The sequence below is a fragment of the Ruania alba genome, assembly GCF_900105765.1.
Taxonomy (GTDB): Bacteria; Actinomycetota; Actinomycetes; order Actinomycetales; family Beutenbergiaceae; genus Ruania; species Ruania alba.
The window spans coordinates 2,065,269-2,081,968 of record NZ_FNTX01000002.1; the positions used below are offsets into that span (position 1 = coordinate 2,065,269).

The following is a 16,700-nucleotide window of genomic DNA, read 5'->3' on the forward strand; positions in this document are numbered from 1 at the left end:
CGCTTCAACGTGTGAGCGAGAACTCGTGGCTTTTGTTCTTCGCGAGGGTTCCGTCGTGTCAGGGAACGTTGCGACGCACGGCCTCGACGATCTCGACATCGCCCGTGTCGAGCTCGAGGATCTGCCGCCGGATCCGTGGTTCGTGGATCAGCGCGCCGAGTGTCTCGGCGACGTCGAATCTGGCGATCTGGCCGTGTACCTGCGCAGGTCCGAGCGCCACGCGCCGGTTCGCTGCGTCATCGGTAAGCAGCGAGGGCCGCAGGATCACCCAGTCCAGCTCACTGCGCGTCATCGCGACGTCCGCCTGCTTCTTCACGGCGAAGTAGTACTCCTCGTCGTCGGTGAGATCCCGCTCGCGCCACGCCTCGGGCAGCACTGAGAGCAGCACCGCGCGCTTGCTGCCGGCACCACTCATCGCTTCGATGGTCTTGGTGACGCCGTCGAGGTCAACTGCGCGGGTGGCCGAGGCGACACCGCCGTTGGATCCGGCGGCGAAGACGACGACGTCGGCGTCTCCGATCGCAGACGCGAGCTGTTCAGCGCTCATCTGCGCGATGTCGCCGACGACGGCATCGATCCCCTCGGCAGCTAGCACCGCACGCTGTGGCTCACGGCGCACGAGCCCGCGTACCTCGTCGCCCCGCGTACGGAGCGTCCGCGCGAGCAGAGTTCCGACCCCGCCGGTGATGCCGATGATGAACACGTTCATGGGTGGCAGTTCCTTCCTCGAATGTGTCAGGGCACGCCCATCGGGGAACCAATGGTCCGGCGACCGCATTCCGGTCGTAGCGCGGTCCGCATGCTCCCCTGGCGCAACTTGCTGGGCTGGCGACCAGACTGTCATCGAGTACCCAAGAGTCGCCCTCGTCGGGAGTGGATCCGTCGAGCCTTCTGAAGGTTCGGTCGACTCAGTCCCTGATGCCACCGGAGCGACGGCCGACCTCATGATGGCGTCGATGACGCGCATTCATCGGAGTCGATGCGAGGCGCGTGCGCGATGTAAAACGATCGTCATTCAGTGGGTACTTGGCAGTGACGCGAACCAGTCTCCTCGGCCGAACGATATTGATCTGCTCCTCATCGGGGCCGCGCCGCGCCGCGCCCGATCGTCGATGTGCTGACCGGTGACGTGCAAGCCTGAGGTGACCGAGCAGATGCTGGTGACTTGTCGCCTGAGCGCGTCGAGTTGAGCGCTTGCCGTCGTGCAGACGGCGGAGCGTCACATCGCCACAGCGAAGCTGCTCGCCGAGACGGAAGACCAGGGGATGGCGTTCACCGGGTGCGTATGACGGCGCACGGAAGGCGCTCACGGCCGTTCTTGCGATCGAGGGTTTGCGCAGGGTGGGCGGGGCCCACCGGAACACAGGAATCGCCGCGGCCGCGTTCGTCGATGACCCGTCGCTGGAGGAGTTCGATTGGATGCGGCAAGTGCGCAATGCGACTAAATATCCAGATCTCGATCGTCCGACGGCGACCGCTCGGATGTCACCGAGGCGATCGGCGCTTCGGGCGCGATCGTCGCCGCCTGCGCGGCTCATGTGCGGTGTTGAACCTAACGTCGCCAGAGGTTGTTCGGCTACGAAACGTGGCGGAGTTCCGCTTCAACGTCCAGCCCTCATACAACTAGCCCGAGTTCACCGAAGCGGCGGTAGCGGTTGACCCACTTGGACGCGCACGCACGCGAGATCCCCATCTCCGCGGCGACGTGGGCGATCGGACGGGCGCGGCACCGCTCGATGAGTCGGCGACGGCCTTCAGGAGAGAGCGGCGCATTACGGTGAGACACGGGCAGGTCCTTTGCTGGCTCGACACAGACGAGATGCTTGGTCGCTTCTCATCTTTGCCGCAGAGGGCCTGCCCTTCCGGCTACCTCAGCCCCACCGGCCTGTCATCAACGTCCCGCCCCGCAACATCTAGAGGTGCCACCTGACCAGGGGTTTTGTGTGATTACTCCAGAGTCGCTCAGCGTCCCGCAACGAGCACCTCTGCGAGGCCCGACCGTAGATCGTCGACGAACAGTTCGGGTACCTCGAGGGAAGGGAAATGCCCTCCGTCGTCGGGCTCGCGCCACCGAACGATCCTGCGATAGCGCTCCTGAGCCCACGGGCGAGGACACTTCTCGATGTCCCGGGGATACACAGTGATCGCCGACGGGACGTCGACCGTGAGGTGGGGATCGACCCTGTTCACCCCGCCGTGGCTCTCGGCATAGATGCGCGCTGCCGACGCGCCCGTGCGAGTCAGCCAGTACAGCGTCACATCGTCGAGGATGCGGTCCCTGGCGATCCGCTCGAGTGGACTGTGATCGGTATCGCTCCATGTCGCGAACTTGTCGAGTATCCACGCGAGCAGGCCGACCGGAGAATCCACGAGCGAATAGCCGATGGTCTGTGGAGCGTCTGCCTGCTGTTTCGCGTAGGCCGCTCGGTTGCCACCCCAGAAATCACGGGTCTCGTCGACCCACCTGCGCTCGGTGTCCGTGAGGTCCTCGGTCGGCAGTCCGGGAGGTGCCTGCGCCAGCGTCGTGTGGATGCCGAGTACCCGTTCGGGGAATCTGCTGCCGAGCACCGTCGTGATCACGCCGCCCCAGTCGCCGCCGTGGGCGAGGAATCTCCGGTACCCGAGCCTTCCCATCAGCTCGACCCATGCGGTCGCAATCCTGACGACGCCCCACCCCGATGCCGACGGTTTGTCGCTGTAACCGAACCCCGGCAACGACGGGGCCACGACATGGAATGCGGGTGTGTTCGGGTCTTCGGGGTTCGCCAACTCGTGGACCAGATGCGTGAATTCCGCGATGCTCCCAGGCCAGCCGTGCGTCAGGATCAGCGGGGTCGCGTCTGTGCGTGGAGAGCGTCGATGTAGGAAATGGATGCCCAGATCGTCGATGACTGTACGGAACTGGCCGATCTCCTCGAGTCGGGACTCGAAAGCGCGCCAGTCGTAGGTGGTGCGCCAGTGGTCCACGAGATCTGTGAGATCGATGAGCGGGACGCCCTGGCTCCACCGGCGGGGGCCGGTTGCGCCGCGGGCGACTGTTTCTGACTCCGGCAACCGCACGGCGGACAGCCGCGCATACAGGTCGTCGAGGTCCGCGTCAGTCGCATGTGCGGTGAACGCATGCGCTTCGACGCCCTGATCGTTCATGGTCGCTCCCGAAGATAGGTGAGACGTTCACGTGGAACCAGCTAAGACAGTTCTACCATCGATTGGCTCCGATGTGAACCGGCTATGCTGGTGCGATGAGCGCCGGACTTCCTGACTTCCGCCTGGGCACAGAACTCGCGACGAGCTTCACGGCAACTCTCACGGAGCGCTGCGGTGACGCGCTCGAACGCATCCCGACGCCCGACCGACTCGTGGATTGGCTGGTGATCAGTGGCTTTGCGGTCGAGACCTGCACCGCTGCCGACTGGTCGCGCGCTGTGGAACTGCGGGAGGCCATCCACACAGCAGCGACCGCCGTCGCCCGCCGAGAGCCGTTGCCGGCTTCGGCGGTCTGTGTCATCAACGACTGCAGCAGCACGGGGCGGGCTGCGACCGTTCTGACGCCCAGCGGGGAGCGCCAATGGCAGCTGGATCCGGCGTCGGCTGTGCGTGACGCTCTCGGCGTCATCGCCGTCGACGCCATCAGCATCATTGCCGGAGAGAGAGACGGCAGGCTGGCGCTTTGCGCCTCGTCGACCTGTCGAGCGGTGTTCTTCGACACCAGCCGGAGCCGCACTCGTCGATGGTGTGACATGAACACCTGCGGGAACCGCCAGAAGAAGGCGAGATTCAAAGCCGCGAGACATGATGTCGCGGCGAGGTGACCGAAAGGTTGGTCTGTGAACTCGGTGGAGCTCCGTTCTCGATCTAACGTCTGGGTATCGCCTTCGTGGTCGGCCGAGCCAGTTCGCGGGATCGGTCCCTGGAGTGCGTGGGAATCGGTTGATCACTCCCGGGACATCGGAGTCCATGACGACCCGAAGATCCACGATCTTCTCGGGCGCTGGCCTCCACGTCCGGTTCTCGGCCCGAACGCGGAGCCGGGTCTGGACTGACGATCTTCCTCTCGTTTCACGAGCAGGTTTCCCACTACGCCAGCCAGTTGATGTCGGCGAGCGATCAGCCGCGGGACAGAGGGAGTCGTCGCGCATCAGCACCGGTCCCGCAATGTGACTCAACTCTCCCTGCTTCGATGATGTTCTGAAGGTGCTTCAGACTGATCTTCACCGTGGCTTCAGGATGGTCACCCGGCGGCATCTCTGAGAGCTCGAACCGTACGCCCTGGTCGTGCCACGCCGTGAGTTGTTGCAGCAGTTGATCTGCGAGGCCGTCGTACCAGGCGTTCGTGAACATCTCCTCCTCGAGGATGGGTGCGCTAGAGATGACCCTCTGCCGAAGCGTCATCAGCCCTGCACCGCCAAGCGATCTCGCGGCGCTCAACACGGCCGCACTGGTCTCCGTGGTGTGCAGGGTGACGCGGAGTCGTGGCGATTCGGGGACGCGAGACTCGCTGACCATGACACAAGTATCGTCATCTGAACGGTGACGGGCAAGAATGTCTGCCGTCGGATTCGAGTCGACCTGAATTCGGCATCGTGATGCACGCACTACATGGTCGGCCAGTCGATGATTGCCAGGTCCACGTTCTCATAGGTTCGGCCTGCGTCTATCGGGGAGCAACGGCGGTCGGTTGAATTCACTTCAACGTGTGATGCTCGGCGTGTTGGATGTTCCCAAGCCTCGTGGGTGACAATGGTGCCGTGAGTTTCCACTACCCATTCTCCGACATTGACTTGGCGCAATTCGAAGGTGCGGGTCTTCGCTTGACCCCACATGCTCGTCGCCTGTCGGCGCAGCAGGTGCTGGAGACCTGGCCGCTCGCGTGGGTTCCGCAGGTGCGGCTCGCATGGCCGAGGCATTGCCTGCACCCTGACGACTGTTTGCGTATTGAGGGCCAGGAGCTTGTCGGTAAGGTCTTTGCCGTGAACGATGAGGACGTCCTCGTCGAGCTGGAGAGTGCGTCCGAATCGTGCCTGGTACGAAGCGTGGTCGAATTGAGTTTTGGGCCGGCTGCGGACTCTGGCGAGAGCATCCGAGGTGGTGCGATCTTGCGGACGGTCAACTCGTCGCTGGCGGCGTTCGCCCGGTGCCATCTCGCGTGGCTGAGGGCATTGGCGGAGAGCTGGGAGATCCACCTCACCAAGGGTCCGGATCCGCAGCGTTCGAGCGAACAGGTCGCTGCGCGCTTCTTGGACTCGGTAGCTGCGGTCGATGGTTCGTCGCCATTCTGGGAAGATATGGCATTTCAGATAGAGGACCTCGGAGTTCCGACTACGGCGATCCACGAATGGTTGGTCGGCCGCGACGGGCTACCCGACTGCTGAAGTGCGAGTCACGCGCAGCAGCCAGGTCGGTAGAACTCAGGTGAGGTGCCTACACGGATCGCCTCAGGAAGGTCGGCGAACCGGCCGCCCGTCTGCCGGGTTGGTTCTCGATCGAGGTTGCCCTCGTGGCCTCCACTCAACGGTGCCGGTAGAGGCTGGTCTCTACCGGCACGCGGTGGCGTTCCGCTTCAACGTGTGACCGTTGCCGCGTCACGCACCCTCGGCCGCTTCGGCCAGCCAAGCGTCGAGCAGCGGCCCAGCCGGGTTGAGGCGTCGGGCGAATCCTGCATCGCTCTCGTCTGGCGGCATCGTCGCCACCACAAGCAGTATGCGGGCGCGCTCGACACCTGTGCCGAAGAGTCCGGTCTCATCGAGTCTGCGTAGGGCCGCCTCCATCGACGTCAGCCGACGCCAGTACTCCTCCTCCGCATCTGGGACGTCCATGTCGTGGAGTTGTCCGCGCGCGGTGAACTCCACGTCCGTTCGGGCGAGGATCTCGTCCGCGACCAATGCGTAGGGGCTGTCGGCCAGATCCCATCGGGATTTACCGTGCACAGTCGCGGTGAGGTAGGGGCGATACGCCTCGCCCGAGGTGACGAGCGCGTAGACGCAGAAGTCCGCTCGATGTTCGGAGCGGAGCCGTCGGATCGCCTCGTCCGTGGCCTCGGCGATCGCATCGACCAATGCGGGTATCGGATCGCTCGCGACCATGATTTGATCCCCCGGGTTCGACGCTTGGTCAGAGAGCACTCTGACGTCTCTGTTCTCCATACCGTCGCCCGTCGACGGTGGAAGATGGCGGTGCGTGCCGCAGCGTCGCCCGACTGCACGCCGAGCACGCGGGCTCCGTTCATTCGATCGGGAGCCGGGACAGGCTGGCCGGAACTGTGTCGCACGTCAATCTGTCAGTTCGTGTCGTCACGATGAGGTAGAGATGCCGGCTGTGAGGACTGTGCCCTACAGCCCGCGGTACATGGGCAACTGCAGCTTCTTCGGCGGGTCAGGAGCTGCGGCGATCACTGCGCGCGTTGCGGCGAGCTTCTCGTCATAGGTGCCCGGCGCTGCGCCGAAGGTCTTCTGTTCCCACGGACCCAGGACATGCTCCAGGAGCATCAGGGCGCGCTCGGCCCAGAACCGTAGCGCTGGGTGGATCCATCCAGAGGTCTTGAACTGCCCGCACGCTGCCGCAACGTAGACGTCGATCTCGCCGTGGAGGAACCGGACATGGTTCTCGTCAGCGTCGAGCCAGACGACGATCTCCTCCTGCGAGCTGGTCCAGACAGTCTCGGGAACGAGCGCCCAGTCGGTGATGAGGCTCGCGATGCAGCCGGGCACGTGTTCGTCGGTCCCGCCTTGGATGAAGTGCTCCTGCAAGGTGCTGAGCGTGTCGTGCCCGTCATCGGTGCCGAACGGTGCACGCGGATCGTCCTCGTTCCAGAACCACTCTGGGGCAGCTGCGACATAGGCAGGGTGGCTCGTGTCGGGCGAGAGACCGGCCTGGGAGTTGTCCAGGTACGGGATGTGCTTGGGGCGCTTCACGGGTGCCTCCGTGTCCTGGCGCCGAACATATCGGCGGTCATGATTTCGTCGAATCCCCTGATCAGCCGATCTTCGGCAGAGGCTGCTGTGCGGTCGGTGAGTACCCTGGCGGTCCGGACGATGCCCATACTCCTATTCTTGCAGGGCGAGCATGGCATCCACCAGTGGACCTTCGACTCGATCGCCGAGGCCACGGGACAGTCGATGGGTGCGCGTGCACCGCGCAGGGCGTAGGTCGCCGGATGGCCGTACGTGCCGGCACGTGGTGAAGAGAGCCGCCTACGATCGTTCCCACGGCTGCTTGTCTCTCGATCCGAGCTGTGGAAGTTCAGCGGGGAGCACGCCGGCGTACCTGCGGGGCAAAGAGCGCATGCTCTACAGACGCGGTACTAACGAGCTCGACCTGCGCCTGTTCGCCGACCATGAAGCATGGCGCATAGCCCGCAAGAACCGTGACACCGCCGAGCAGCACCGGCTTCTGTACGACGTCGCGCGCCGATCCTTCGACATCATGCGGAGCAAACGGATTCCGAACTTCGATGTCGACGCCTTCGAGCGCGACGTCGAGTCGATCGCCGGCGAGCACGGCTGGCGGCGATGACGACATCGGCGATCTCACCCGGGCCTGGCCGTGAGGCCCCGTAGGCGAGCGGTAGACCTCCATTGGCCGGCGGTACGTCCCTGATCGCACGACGAGCATTCGTGATCCTGATAGTGGCTGAACCCAGATGGCCCCAAGGGATCGTGTCCCACGATGAGCCGCGCATCGAACGTCGGGCGATCGCGGCCAAGCTCGACGCATTCCAGCCAACTCGGGTCAGTACGAGTTCAGAGGTGTTCAGAGGTCGTCATCGCCGGATAGCTGGTTTGCAGTACCGAGGCGGAAGGCGACATCGTTCGTCCTCATCTGCCCCCTCACGTTGAGCTGACTCTTTCCGAAGGTGGCAGCAGCGCATCATGGTTCGCGCTCTCCCCGGCAGCGTCGTACGCCCGCTGCAGACGGCTGGACGCCGAGGGCTGCTCGGGGGCGCTGCGCGGAATCCCGAGGTGAAGTTCTCGAAGCTCGTCGATGAGGTCGTCAACGAGGTCCGGCGATTCGGCCAGGATGCGGGCCCGAACGGTCAGCTCGGGCGAGGTGGAGCGATGCTGCATGCCCCAGGCGCCGAGCGCCACCATCACGGGAAGGGTCTGTATGCCCGCCTCGGTGAGCGAGTAGGTTGCGCGCTGCCCCCGTGTGGCACTGTCACGGACGAGCAGTCCTTCCTCGACCAGGCTCCGGAGGCGGCTGGCAAGGATGTTGGAGGCAATGCCCTCGTCGTTGCTGGTGAGAAGTTCGCGGAAGTGTCGGCGAGCGCCGAAGATGATGTCCCGCAGAACGATGAGGCTCCATGCATCCCCGAGGACTTCCACCGCGGCGTTGATCGCACATCCCGATCGCGGATGTTCTCTGGCCACCTGACCTCCCAAGTGATTGCAGATGAGGAGCACTCTACGTGATGGCGCAGGTGATTTCCTGGCGCACTCGCCCCCCGAGGTATGTCGCACGTTGTCTCTCTGACGGAGGAGACTGGCAACCATGAGGATGTTGCTCGGTGAGGTGCTGCAGACCGCAGGCGACCTGCCGTGGACGCACGCGCTGTACGCCTCCGCGGGCAATCGGACGTTCGACGAGTCCGTACCGGTGCTGGTGTGCCCGCGACGCGTTTATCGTGTGGCCTCGTTGCCGAGGCGGTGACGTCAGCTGGCGAGCCGATCTGCCAGTTGATCGCCGATACTGCGCGGTTCCCGCCCGAGCAGTCGGGCGAGCGTGGGATCCGATCCGGCGAAATGCCCGCTCCGTGTCGCCTGGAACATCGAGAGCGTGAAGCGCGCGACTGCCTCCGGGGTGCCGTGGGCCATCTCATCGGCAACCCAGGTCTCATCCTCGATCACGACGCGTTCGACGTGGCGGCCGGTGAGCTCGGAGGCAGCCCGCGCAAAATCGGCAAGAGTGACCGGTGCGGACAACGTCAGATCGATGGCGCCGTCGAGCGGGGCAGTGCTAGTCAGGATTGCAGCGGCGGCCTCAGCGGCGTCGCGCCGATCGACCCACGAGAACGGACCGTCAGCAGGCTTGGCGATCACCCCGGTCGCCCGCCATGGGCCGAGCAGTTGATCGGGGTCACCGTAGAAGCCGTTGCGCAGCGCGGTCCACGCGACGCCGGACGCCTCGAGATGCTGCTCCGTGGCCGCGTGGATCGCGAGAGGCGGATAGGGGGTGTCGACACCGGTCCCATGGGCGCTGGTGTACACGATCCGGTGGGCCCCTGCGTCGACCGCGGCGTCGATCGCCGTCCGGTGCTGCCTGACGACGTCCGCGGTGACGTCGCTGGAGGAGACGAGGAGCACCTGCTCGGCGTCAGCGAACGAGTGACGCAGGGCCTCGGGTTCGTCGTAACTTCCTTGCCGCACGCGGACTCCTCGGTCGGCCAGGTGCTTCGCGCGCTCGGGGTCGCGGACGCTGACGCCGATGCGGGTAGGCGGGACGTGCTTGAGGAGATGATCGACCGTGGCCCCGTTGAGAGTGCCTGTCGCGCCGGTCATGACGATCATGATGATTCCTTTCGGTGTGCTCGGGGCGCGAGTTGGTGGGCACGCGGAGGGCTGGTGCGATAAAATTGACTAGCCGAGTCAACTTATTTCCCGGGTCATCGTGCAAGAAGTTGACTCGGAGAGTCAAGTTTCTGGTCGAACGAGGAGAAGGACGATGGCGGAGGCCCGGCCCTCACTGACGCTTCGCACCGATGCCCGCCGCAATGTGGACCGGATTCGCGCGGCTGCGGTGCAGGTGTTCCGAGAGCAGGGGCTCGCTGCGCCTCTTGAAGAGGTCGCGTCGGCCGCCTACGTGAGCAAGGCGACGATCTTCAACCGATTCGGGGGCAGGGTAGGGCTGATCGACGCGGTGATTGACGACGTCGTCGCAGCAGAACTGACGGGCGTCATCGATGAGGCACGGTCCGTTGCTGGGGTCCGGGAGCGGATCTGCTCCTACGTCGGGGCGATCCGGGATCTCCAGTACCGGTGGCCGGCGGTCAATGACGTCCTGCTGCAGGAATTCCCTGACTCCGATCACCTCATGGCGCTGTGTCAGGTCGGAGGGTCCTTCCATGACGACCTGGTTGCCGATGGGCACGCCGCTGGCGTCCTGGCTCCCGGATTCACACCGGGTGACTTTCAGGCGCTGACCCTCGACAACGCTCTTGCTCTCAAGTACGGCGCTCGGCCGTCTCGAGCCGACTACGACCGTCGGACCGCGTTCGTCCTCGGCGGGATCTGCTAGAGGGCGATCGTCCACTCCGATCCGATCGGACCGCAGATGTCGGGCGTCGGGGCCCGTCGGCTGGCGAGAGTAGACCGCGAAGGGAGTGACCATGATCGAGATCCTCAACCGCTTCGTCCATGAGATCGACGAGCACCTCGGCGACGAGATCGACGTCGACGTGCTCGCCGGCCGGATGGGCACGACCGGCTATCACCTACGCCGGATGTTCTCGTCGCTGGCGGGAATGCCGGTATCGGAGTACGTGCGCCGACGCCGAATGAGTGTTGCCGCGTCGGACGTGATCGGAGACGAGGGCCTGCTGACGATCGCCGTGCGGTACGGATACGGATCGACCGAGGCGTTCGGTCGCGCCTTCCGTGCCGTGCACGGAGTCAGTCATGGTGATGTTCGTCGGGATGGTGGCCCCCTTCGCAGCCAACCACAGCTCAGGTTCCGCCTGACCGTCGAAGGGAGCCTTCCTATGGACGCCCGAATCATCGAACGCCCCGCCTTCCGCCTGATCGGCCACGCAGCCCGTGTGCCGTTGATCTATGAGGGCATCAACCCGCACATCCAGGAGCACATCCAGTCCCTACCCGTCGCTGAGCACGAACGACTCAAGCACCTGAGCAGCACACGTCCAGGCGGCCTGCTGCAGGTCAGTGACGACGTCGATCCGGACTACCAGGAGGGCACGGAACTGACGTATCTGCATGGAGTGGCCGTCGAGGCAGGTACCGAAGTGCCAGACGACCTCGACACCTTCGAGGTGCCGGCCGGAACGTGGGCTGTCTTCCGCACCTCCGGGGAGCACCCTGCGGCACTGCAGTCCGCGTATGCGGCAACTGCGACCGAGTGGTTCCCCTCGAACCCGTGGCGGCTGCGACCCGGTCCGTCGATCGTCGCGATCCTCGACCGTTCACCAGACTTCAGCACCGCGACGTGCGAACTGTGGCTGCCGATCGAGCGCAGCTGAAAGAGTCTGATCGCCACAGCGACCCGGTGCCGCGGGCGATCACGAGAACCGGGCGTCGGATTCGAGGGCATCGACGGTGGCAGCCGCGTCGTCCACATCGGGAACCTGCGGACCGGGACAGGCCCGGCAGGATCGACTCCCACCCGTCCATGCTGCTGGTGCCAGTCGTGTGCAGGATGCGAAGGCCGTCGCTGGTCGTCTCGATCCGCGCAGCCGTCATGACGTCACGATGGCATCGGCCTGGCGAAGCTTCTCGCGCAGCGCGTCGCGGTCGCCCTGTCCCCACGGGCCCGAGCAGGCGAGCGGGATCTCGGTCATGAACCGGCGCTCCGGCTCGGCGATGGCCGCGACCACACGGTCCGGCTCGCGTTCAGCGGTGGCGTACAGGTCCGGGCCGTCGGCGTAGTACGGGTCGGTGAGGACCAGCCGGCCGTCCGTCGTTCGCATGACATTGGACGGATTGTCGTCGAGCGGCCCGCACCACGGGAGGTCCCGCTGCGCGTCGTGGTGCACCCGGGTCACAATGTCGGCCAGTTCCTCGAGTTCCGGTTCGGCTGCCGCGAGTCGTGCCAGGAAATCCTCCGCTTCACATGCCGGCACGCTCGTGAGCCGCTCCATCACCTGGAGATCGCCACCTCCCGCCAGGCGCCGGTGTGCGTACAGCCGTGGTGTCTGCCCGGTGGCGGCGGCGTCGTGGTAGAGCCGCGCGGTGTACGGACCCACCGGATCGAACGGGCTGATCCGCGCCACGATGTCGGCGTCGGGTGCGGCGAGCGCGAACGCCCAGTCACCAGCGCCGCACGCAATCCAACCGGAACCACGCAGCAGCTGCTCGACATCCCGATGTGTCGATGTCGCACCGATCGCGTCGAGGACCGCGTGCAGGGGTCGCATGGCCATGCGTCAGGAGCCTATCCGCGTCCCGCGAGGTGACCTCCGCCGAGACCTACCGGGCGTGGGCTCGGTGTGCGAGCATCGCCAGGATGGGGACGGGAAACAGCGGGCACGACCTCCAGATCCGACCAGGTCGCGCCGACGATGCGAGCGCGATCTCCGCCGTCGCCATGCGATCCAAGAGCCACTGGGGCTACTCGCCGGAGTTTCTGGAGGCCTGCCGTGAGGAACTCACGGTCTCGCCGGAGAGATGCGGCTCCGGGGCGGTCGCCGTGGCAGTCCGCGAGGGCCGCATCGTCGGGTTCTACGCAGTGGACGGATCGCCTCCCGAGGGTGAGCTCGGGGCCCTGTTTGTCGACCTCGATGTCATCGGCTCGGGGTAGGTGGCGCGCTGCTGCGCCATGCCCTCTCCTCAGCGGCCGACCGCGGGTTCCGCAGTCTGGTTCTCGATGCGGACCCCGGCGCCGAGCCCTTCTATGCCGCGCACGGCGCCGAGCGCATCGGCTCCGCCGCGAGCGGATCGATCCCGGGGCGGATGTTGCCACACATGCGGTTCGACCTCGGCTGACTGCGGACAGCGAACGGAATTGCCCGCCAGATCTGAGCGCATCGCTGGTCGGAACCGCGCACCGATCTGTTCCACACTCCAGCACAGCCCTAGACTCCCACCATGGACTGGGAGTTCGCCGGCGAGGTGATCGAGTGGCGCGGTCCCGCGCCGTTCGTCTTCGTCGACATCGCCGCCGAGCTCAGTGAGGCGATCAAGGACGAGGCGCGCGGCCTCATCTACTGGGGGCAGGTGCCCGTGGAGGCGACGATCGGGCGCACCCGGTTCACCACCGCGCTCTTCCCCAAGGACGGTCGGTATCTGCTTCCCGTGAAAGTGGCCGTCCAGCGCGCCGAAGAGGTCGTTGAGGGTGACGTGGTGGACGTGGCGCTCGCGTTACGGCGGTCACGATGACCATCCGCAGCTGGCGCGACGTGCACGTCCCACCACCGGTGTTCTTGGTGGCGGCCGGCCTGGCGCAGCGGGCGCTCAGCAGGAATGCGCCACCTCCCGGTCCGTGGCGCCGTGCGGTCTCCGTCACCCTGGTCGCGGGGTCGGCCGCACTGCTCACGACGGCGGCCCTCACCTTCACCTCGCGACGCACCACGGTGAGTCCGCTCGCCCCGGAGCGGGCCACCTCCCTGATCACCTCCGGCCCGAACGCGCTGACTCGCAACCCGATGTACGTGGGGATGGCGGGCCTCCTGGCAGCTCGCGCTGTGCAACGGCGCTCCCGGGCCGCCGTCGTCCCCCTCGCGCTCTTCGTCCTGGCGATCGACCGCCTGCAGATCCAGGGGAGGAGCGCGCTCTGCAGGCCGTGTTCGGTGCCCAGTACGAGGCGTACTGTGCGCGGGTGCCGCGCTGGCTCGGTCCGATTCGCTGAGTCGCTGTTTGCCGAAACGGCAAGCGATGTTGCTCATCGGTGAGGTGGGTTGCAGGATGGCCCCATGACGACGACCTCGCATGACCACGACGGCCAGCACGCTTCGCCCAGCGAGGAGGATGCAGCCACCTACTTCGAATCACCTGCCTGGGAACAGCGTTATGCCGGTGACGGCGCCCACTGGAGCGGGAACCCGAACACCCAGCTCGTGGCGGAGGCGTCAGCATTCCCGCCAGGAACGGCACTGGATGTCGGCTGTGGCGAGGGTGGTGACGTGATCTGGTTGGCGCAGCAGGGCTGGCAGGCGACCGGCGCCGACTTCTCCGCGAACGGCCTCGCCCGCGCCGCGCAGCACGCGCAGGACGCGGGCGTCGGGCAGCGGGTCGACTTCTGGCAGGTGGACGCGCGCACCTTTGACCCCGAGGGGCGCCAGTTCGACCTGGTGACCACCCACTACCTGCACCCGCCCGACGGCGGAATGGTCGCCGTCATGGGACGCCTGGCCGGGGCCGTGGCACCAGGTGGGCATCTGCTGATCGTGGGGCACGCCCCGTCGGAGGGTCACCAGGCCGCGACGAACGCCCACCAGCAGGCGATGTTCCTCGCGGCCGACTTGCTGCCCGGCGTCCCGGCCGGGTTCGACGTGCTTGTGGCCGAGCAGCGACCTCGCACCGTGGTGCGCGAGGGTCGCACTGTCGAGATCGACGACTCGGTCCTCCTCGCCCGCCGCGCCACCGACAGCGCTGACTGACCGGGAGCGGTGGGTACGGTGAGCACCGTGCCCGCCGATCTCGTCCTCACCGAGGAATTCACCCACGCCCTCGACCTGCTCGAACGCGGCGAGAACCTCTTCCTCACCGGGAAGGCCGGCACCGGTAAGTCCACGCTGATCCGGCACTTCCTGGCCACCACGGCGCGCCGCACCGTGGTGGCCGCGCCCACCGGGATCGCCGCGCTCAACGTGGAGGGCTACACGATCCACCGGCTGCTCGGCCTGAGCCCCACCACGTCCCTGGCCGACGTGCGCGACGGCTCCTACCGGCCCGGTCGATTCACGAAGACCCTCGCGCACCTGGACACGCTCATCATCGACGAGGCCTCGATGGTGCGAGCCGACCTGTTCGACCTGCTCACGGCTGCCCTCGAACGCTTCGGCCCACGCCCAGGCACCCCCTTCGGCGGCGTACAGCTGGTGCTCGTGGGCGACCTGTACCAGCTCCCACCGGTGGTGACCGAGCGCGAGGCGGACTATTTCAGCACCCGCTATGAGACCCCGTACTTCTTCTCCGCCGACTCCTACGAGCGCGAGCAGTTCCCCACGATCGAGCTCACCACGGTGTTCCGCCAGCTCGGCGACGACCGGCTCACCGGCATCCTGAACGCGATCCGCGAGGGGGTGCTGCTCGGTCACGCGATGGACGAGCTGAACGCCCGCACGGACCGCGAGTTCGAACCGCCCGAGCACGAGTTCTGGCTCACCCTCGCGCCCACGAACCGGCTGGTCAGCGCGCGCAACCGGCAACGGCTCGAGCGCCTGGAAGGGCACGAACACGTCAGCATCGCCGAACAGAGTGGCGACCTGGCCACCCTCGACCCGCCCGCCGACCAGACGCTGCGTTTCAAGGTGGGGGCGCAGGTGATGATGCTCAGCAACGACCCCGCCGACCGGTGGGTGAACGGCACGATCGGGCGGATCGAGCACGTCGAGGGCGTGGGTACCGACGCATCGGTGGTGGTGACGTTCACCGACGGTTCGGCCGCGGAGGTCCGTGCCTACACCTGGGAGGCGACCCGGCCCGTGGTCGAGGGCGGCGCGCTGCGGCACGAGGTGGTCGGCACCTTCACCCAACTGCCGTTCCGGCTCGCCTGGGCAGTTACCATCCACAAGAGCCAGGGTCAGACCCTGGACCGGCTCGTGGTGGACCTGACCGGCGGCACCTTCTCCGACGGGCAGGCCTATGTGGCGCTCAGCCGAGCGACCTCGATGCAGGGGCTGGTGCTGCGCCGCCCTGTCTTCGCGAAGGACCTCAAGACCGACCGCCGGATCACCCGGTTCCTGCGCTCGGGCCGGCCCACGACGACGCAGACCCAGTTCTGCGGTCTTGGCATCCTCACGGTGGGGGAGGAGGGGCGGATGAGCCGGCCCCGGCCCGTGGAGCTCGCCGTCGCTTTCGCCGACGGCACCGCGCTGAGCACGCTGGTGAACCCCCAGCGAGACCTCGCCGATGCACGCAGCCGGTACGGGATCACGACGGCGGACGTCGCCCTGGCGCCGACCCTCGCCGAGGCCTGGGCGATCCTTGCGCCGGTGCTCGACGGATACACACCGGTGGGGGCCCGAATCGATGAGACCGTGGCGCTGATCGATTTCGAGCTGAAACGCCTCGGTACGGTGCAGCCCCTGCCGTTGGGCGTATCGGTCCCGGACGCAGCGCGGGATGGCGCCGCTGCCCTCGACCTGGCTCACTCGGCTCTGACGGCGTTCGCTGCCGCGGAGGCTCCCACACAAGCGGTCGACGCGTTCACCGACCCGGCCGGCACTCAGGACTCGAGCGGGTTGGGTTACCTGCTCACGCGGGATCAGGACGTACCCGCTCCCCGCCCTGCTCATCTGCCCGGGCTGGCTGAGCTCCTCGCCCTGAGCGGGCCGGTCTCTGCCGCCCTGCTTGGGTTGCCGCGTGAACCCCGGCCGGCGACGACCCGAAGCGACGCACGCCTCGCAGACACCGCCGGACCGGCGACGTCGCTCGCGAGGGCGCAGGTGCTCACCGCAGCCGGTCGGGTGGAGGCGACTGAGGCGGTGCTGACGAGGGTGCGGCAGGTCGAGGACCTCCTGGGCGCGGGGCTGGCCGAGGCCGTGGCGGCGCACGCACCCGCGCCCGTCGAGGCCGGCGACATCCTGTACCCCGATGCCAGGGTGTGCTTCACCGGCGAGGCGCTCACGCCGTCGGGACGCCCGCTGGGCCGGGACGAGATGGAGGCGCTGGCACGTGCCGGCGGGCTCCGGCCCGTCCCCTCGGTCACCAAGACCCGCACCGACGTGCTCGTCACGGCAGAGGCCGGTACCCAGTCCGGGAAGGCACGCAAGGCACGCGAGTACGGGAAAGCCGTGATCGATGCGGAGGCGTTCCTCACCTGGCTGGCCCAGCGTGGCGTGGCGGCGGATTGACGCCTCATCCGAGGGAGGG

20 protein-coding genes and 1 pseudogene are annotated in these 16,700 nt (G+C 66.6%); 12 read left to right on the forward strand and 9 right to left on the reverse strand.

Translation table 11 applies throughout. From position 1 onward, the window contains the following. Positions 1 to 58: 58 nt before the first annotated feature. From BLU77_RS19640 to BLU77_RS19650, 3 genes and pseudogenes are all read right to left on the reverse strand, one after another. Positions 59 to 709: an NAD(P)H-binding protein gene (locus tag BLU77_RS19640; protein WP_089774938.1), complete on the reverse strand. Its 651-nt coding sequence runs from the start codon at positions 707 to 709 to the stop codon at positions 59 to 61. Positions 710 to 1,624: 915 nt separating this feature from the next. Beyond that, positions 1,625 to 1,786, reverse strand: a pseudogene (locus BLU77_RS19645) (helix-turn-helix domain-containing protein); the annotation flags it as partial. 176 nt (positions 1,787 to 1,962) lie between these two features. Continuing rightward, entirely contained in the window at positions 1,963 to 3,147 is a 1,185-nt protein-coding gene (locus BLU77_RS19650) for an epoxide hydrolase family protein (RefSeq protein ID WP_089774940.1), read from the reverse strand. 95 nt (positions 3,148 to 3,242) lie between these two features. Here BLU77_RS19650 and BLU77_RS19655 point away from each other — a divergent pair, with 95 nt between their 5' ends. After that, a complete protein-coding gene (locus tag BLU77_RS19655; protein WP_089774942.1) occupies positions 3,243 to 3,812 on the forward strand; it encodes a CGNR zinc finger domain-containing protein in 570 nt (189 codons plus the stop codon). Between the two features lie 295 nt (positions 3,813 to 4,107). On the opposite strand, the gene BLU77_RS19660 is transcribed toward BLU77_RS19655, so the two are convergent. Then, positions 4,108 to 4,506: a hypothetical protein gene (locus BLU77_RS19660; protein WP_089774944.1), complete on the reverse strand. Its 399-nt coding sequence runs from the start codon at positions 4,504 to 4,506 to the stop codon at positions 4,108 to 4,110. 242 nt (positions 4,507 to 4,748) lie between these two features. Between BLU77_RS19660 and BLU77_RS19665 the strand changes: the two genes are divergently transcribed. Continuing rightward, entirely contained in the window at positions 4,749 to 5,372 is a 624-nt protein-coding gene (locus BLU77_RS19665) for an SUKH-4 family immunity protein (protein WP_175477242.1), read from the forward strand. Between the two features lie 210 nt (positions 5,373 to 5,582). On the opposite strand, the gene BLU77_RS19670 is transcribed toward BLU77_RS19665, so the two are convergent. Further along, a complete protein-coding gene (locus BLU77_RS19670) occupies positions 5,583 to 6,083 on the reverse strand; it encodes a DUF4303 domain-containing protein (protein WP_175477243.1) in 501 nt (166 codons plus the stop codon). Between the two features lie 246 nt (positions 6,084 to 6,329). Then, the gene (locus BLU77_RS19675) at positions 6,330 to 6,911 is read right to left on the reverse strand and encodes a hypothetical protein (protein ID WP_089774951.1); all 582 of its coding nucleotides are present in this window, start codon (positions 6,909 to 6,911) and stop codon (positions 6,330 to 6,332) included. Between the two features lie 370 nt (positions 6,912 to 7,281). Between BLU77_RS19675 and BLU77_RS19685 the strand changes: the two genes are divergently transcribed. Then, positions 7,282 to 7,512, forward strand: a complete 231-nt coding sequence (locus BLU77_RS19685; protein ID WP_089774955.1) for a hypothetical protein — start codon at positions 7,282 to 7,284, stop codon at positions 7,510 to 7,512. Positions 7,513 to 7,826: 314 nt separating this feature from the next. Here BLU77_RS19685 and BLU77_RS19690 read toward each other — a convergent pair whose 3' ends face one another. Further along, on the reverse strand, positions 7,827 to 8,366 hold the full coding sequence (locus BLU77_RS19690) for a winged helix-turn-helix transcriptional regulator (protein ID WP_245708959.1): 540 nt from the start codon (positions 8,364 to 8,366) through the stop codon (positions 7,827 to 7,829). Between the two features lie 121 nt (positions 8,367 to 8,487). Here BLU77_RS19690 and BLU77_RS22285 point away from each other — a divergent pair, with 121 nt between their 5' ends. Then, positions 8,488 to 8,646, forward strand: coding sequence for a hypothetical protein (locus BLU77_RS22285; RefSeq protein WP_175477244.1), 159 nt, complete (start codon positions 8,488 to 8,490; stop codon positions 8,644 to 8,646). 2 nt (positions 8,647 to 8,648) lie between these two features. Here BLU77_RS22285 and BLU77_RS19695 read toward each other — a convergent pair whose 3' ends face one another. Beyond that, positions 8,649 to 9,503 carry an NAD(P)H-binding protein gene (locus tag BLU77_RS19695; protein WP_089774958.1) on the reverse strand — a complete coding sequence of 285 codons (855 nt, stop codon included), beginning with the start codon at positions 9,501 to 9,503 and terminating at the stop codon, positions 8,649 to 8,651. Positions 9,504 to 9,657: 154 nt separating this feature from the next. Between BLU77_RS19695 and BLU77_RS19700 the strand changes: the two genes are divergently transcribed. Both BLU77_RS19700 and BLU77_RS19705 read left to right on the forward strand, forming a co-directional pair. Next, positions 9,658 to 10,230, forward strand: coding sequence for a TetR/AcrR family transcriptional regulator (locus BLU77_RS19700; protein WP_089774960.1), 573 nt, complete (start codon positions 9,658 to 9,660; stop codon positions 10,228 to 10,230). 91 nt (positions 10,231 to 10,321) lie between these two features. Beyond that, the gene (locus BLU77_RS19705) at positions 10,322 to 11,188 is read left to right on the forward strand and encodes an AraC family transcriptional regulator (protein WP_089774962.1); all 867 of its coding nucleotides are present in this window, start codon (positions 10,322 to 10,324) and stop codon (positions 11,186 to 11,188) included. A 216-nt stretch (positions 11,189 to 11,404) separates the two neighbouring features. On the opposite strand, the gene BLU77_RS19710 is transcribed toward BLU77_RS19705, so the two are convergent. Next, positions 11,405 to 12,088, reverse strand: a complete 684-nt coding sequence (locus BLU77_RS19710) for a hypothetical protein (RefSeq protein ID WP_089774965.1) — start codon at positions 12,086 to 12,088, stop codon at positions 11,405 to 11,407. 83 nt (positions 12,089 to 12,171) lie between these two features. On the opposite strand from BLU77_RS19710, the gene BLU77_RS22430 reads away from it, so the two are divergent. The 6 genes from BLU77_RS22430 to BLU77_RS19735 all read left to right on the forward strand — a co-directional run bounded on the left by BLU77_RS22430 (position 12,172) and on the right by BLU77_RS19735 (position 16,681). Then, positions 12,172 to 12,465 carry a hypothetical protein gene (locus tag BLU77_RS22430; RefSeq protein WP_217632515.1) on the forward strand — a complete coding sequence of 98 codons (294 nt, stop codon included), beginning with the start codon at positions 12,172 to 12,174 and terminating at the stop codon, positions 12,463 to 12,465. A gap of 11 nt (positions 12,466 to 12,476) precedes the next feature. Then, the gene (locus tag BLU77_RS23285; protein ID WP_425441239.1) at positions 12,477 to 12,650 is read left to right on the forward strand and encodes a hypothetical protein; all 174 of its coding nucleotides are present in this window, start codon (positions 12,477 to 12,479) and stop codon (positions 12,648 to 12,650) included. 102 nt (positions 12,651 to 12,752) lie between these two features. Further along, the gene (locus BLU77_RS19720; protein ID WP_089774967.1) at positions 12,753 to 13,043 is read left to right on the forward strand and encodes a DUF1905 domain-containing protein; all 291 of its coding nucleotides are present in this window, start codon (positions 12,753 to 12,755) and stop codon (positions 13,041 to 13,043) included. Continuing rightward, positions 13,040 to 13,555, forward strand: coding sequence for a methyltransferase family protein (locus BLU77_RS19725; protein ID WP_217632516.1), 516 nt, complete (start codon positions 13,040 to 13,042; stop codon positions 13,553 to 13,555). Before BLU77_RS19720 ends, BLU77_RS19725 begins: the two co-directional genes overlap by 4 nt. Before the next feature lie 21 nt (positions 13,556 to 13,576). Then, complete coding sequence (locus BLU77_RS19730; protein WP_089774969.1) at positions 13,577 to 14,263, forward strand: class I SAM-dependent methyltransferase; 687 nt, start codon at positions 13,577 to 13,579, stop codon at positions 14,261 to 14,263. A gap of 18 nt (positions 14,264 to 14,281) precedes the next feature. After that, entirely contained in the window at positions 14,282 to 16,681 is a 2,400-nt protein-coding gene (locus tag BLU77_RS19735; protein WP_245708960.1) for an AAA family ATPase, read from the forward strand. The last annotated feature ends 19 nt before the right edge of the window (positions 16,682 to 16,700 follow it).

Excerpts from the sequence above, each read along its gene's own strand:
- BLU77_RS19640 (WP_089774938.1), bottom strand. The coding sequence starts at position 709 with ATGAACGTGTTCATCATCGGCATCACCGGCGGGGTCGGAACTCTGCTC.
- BLU77_RS19650 (WP_089774940.1), bottom strand. The coding sequence starts at position 3,147 with ATGAACGATCAGGGCGTCGAAGCGCATGCGTTCACCGCACATGCGACT.
- BLU77_RS19655 (WP_089774942.1), top strand. The coding sequence starts at position 3,243 with ATGAGCGCCGGACTTCCTGACTTCCGCCTGGGCACAGAACTCGCGACG.
- BLU77_RS19660 (WP_089774944.1), bottom strand. The coding sequence starts at position 4,506 with ATGGTCAGCGAGTCTCGCGTCCCCGAATCGCCACGACTCCGCGTCACC.
- BLU77_RS19670 (WP_175477243.1), bottom strand. The coding sequence starts at position 6,083 with ATGGTCGCGAGCGATCCGATACCCGCATTGGTCGATGCGATCGCCGAG.
- BLU77_RS19685 (WP_089774955.1), top strand. The coding sequence starts at position 7,282 with ATGCTCTACAGACGCGGTACTAACGAGCTCGACCTGCGCCTGTTCGCC.
- BLU77_RS22285 (WP_175477244.1), top strand. The coding sequence starts at position 8,488 with ATGAGGATGTTGCTCGGTGAGGTGCTGCAGACCGCAGGCGACCTGCCG.
- BLU77_RS19695 (WP_089774958.1), bottom strand. The coding sequence starts at position 9,503 with ATGATCGTCATGACCGGCGCGACAGGCACTCTCAACGGGGCCACGGTC.
- BLU77_RS19700 (WP_089774960.1), top strand. The coding sequence starts at position 9,658 with ATGGCGGAGGCCCGGCCCTCACTGACGCTTCGCACCGATGCCCGCCGC.
- BLU77_RS19705 (WP_089774962.1), top strand. The coding sequence starts at position 10,322 with ATGATCGAGATCCTCAACCGCTTCGTCCATGAGATCGACGAGCACCTC.
- BLU77_RS19710 (WP_089774965.1), bottom strand. The coding sequence starts at position 12,088 with ATGGCCATGCGACCCCTGCACGCGGTCCTCGACGCGATCGGTGCGACA.
- BLU77_RS22430 (WP_217632515.1), top strand. The coding sequence starts at position 12,172 with ATGGGGACGGGAAACAGCGGGCACGACCTCCAGATCCGACCAGGTCGC.
- BLU77_RS19720 (WP_089774967.1), top strand. The coding sequence starts at position 12,753 with ATGGACTGGGAGTTCGCCGGCGAGGTGATCGAGTGGCGCGGTCCCGCG.
- BLU77_RS19725 (WP_217632516.1), top strand. The coding sequence starts at position 13,040 with ATGACCATCCGCAGCTGGCGCGACGTGCACGTCCCACCACCGGTGTTC.
- BLU77_RS19730 (WP_089774969.1), top strand. The coding sequence starts at position 13,577 with ATGACGACGACCTCGCATGACCACGACGGCCAGCACGCTTCGCCCAGC.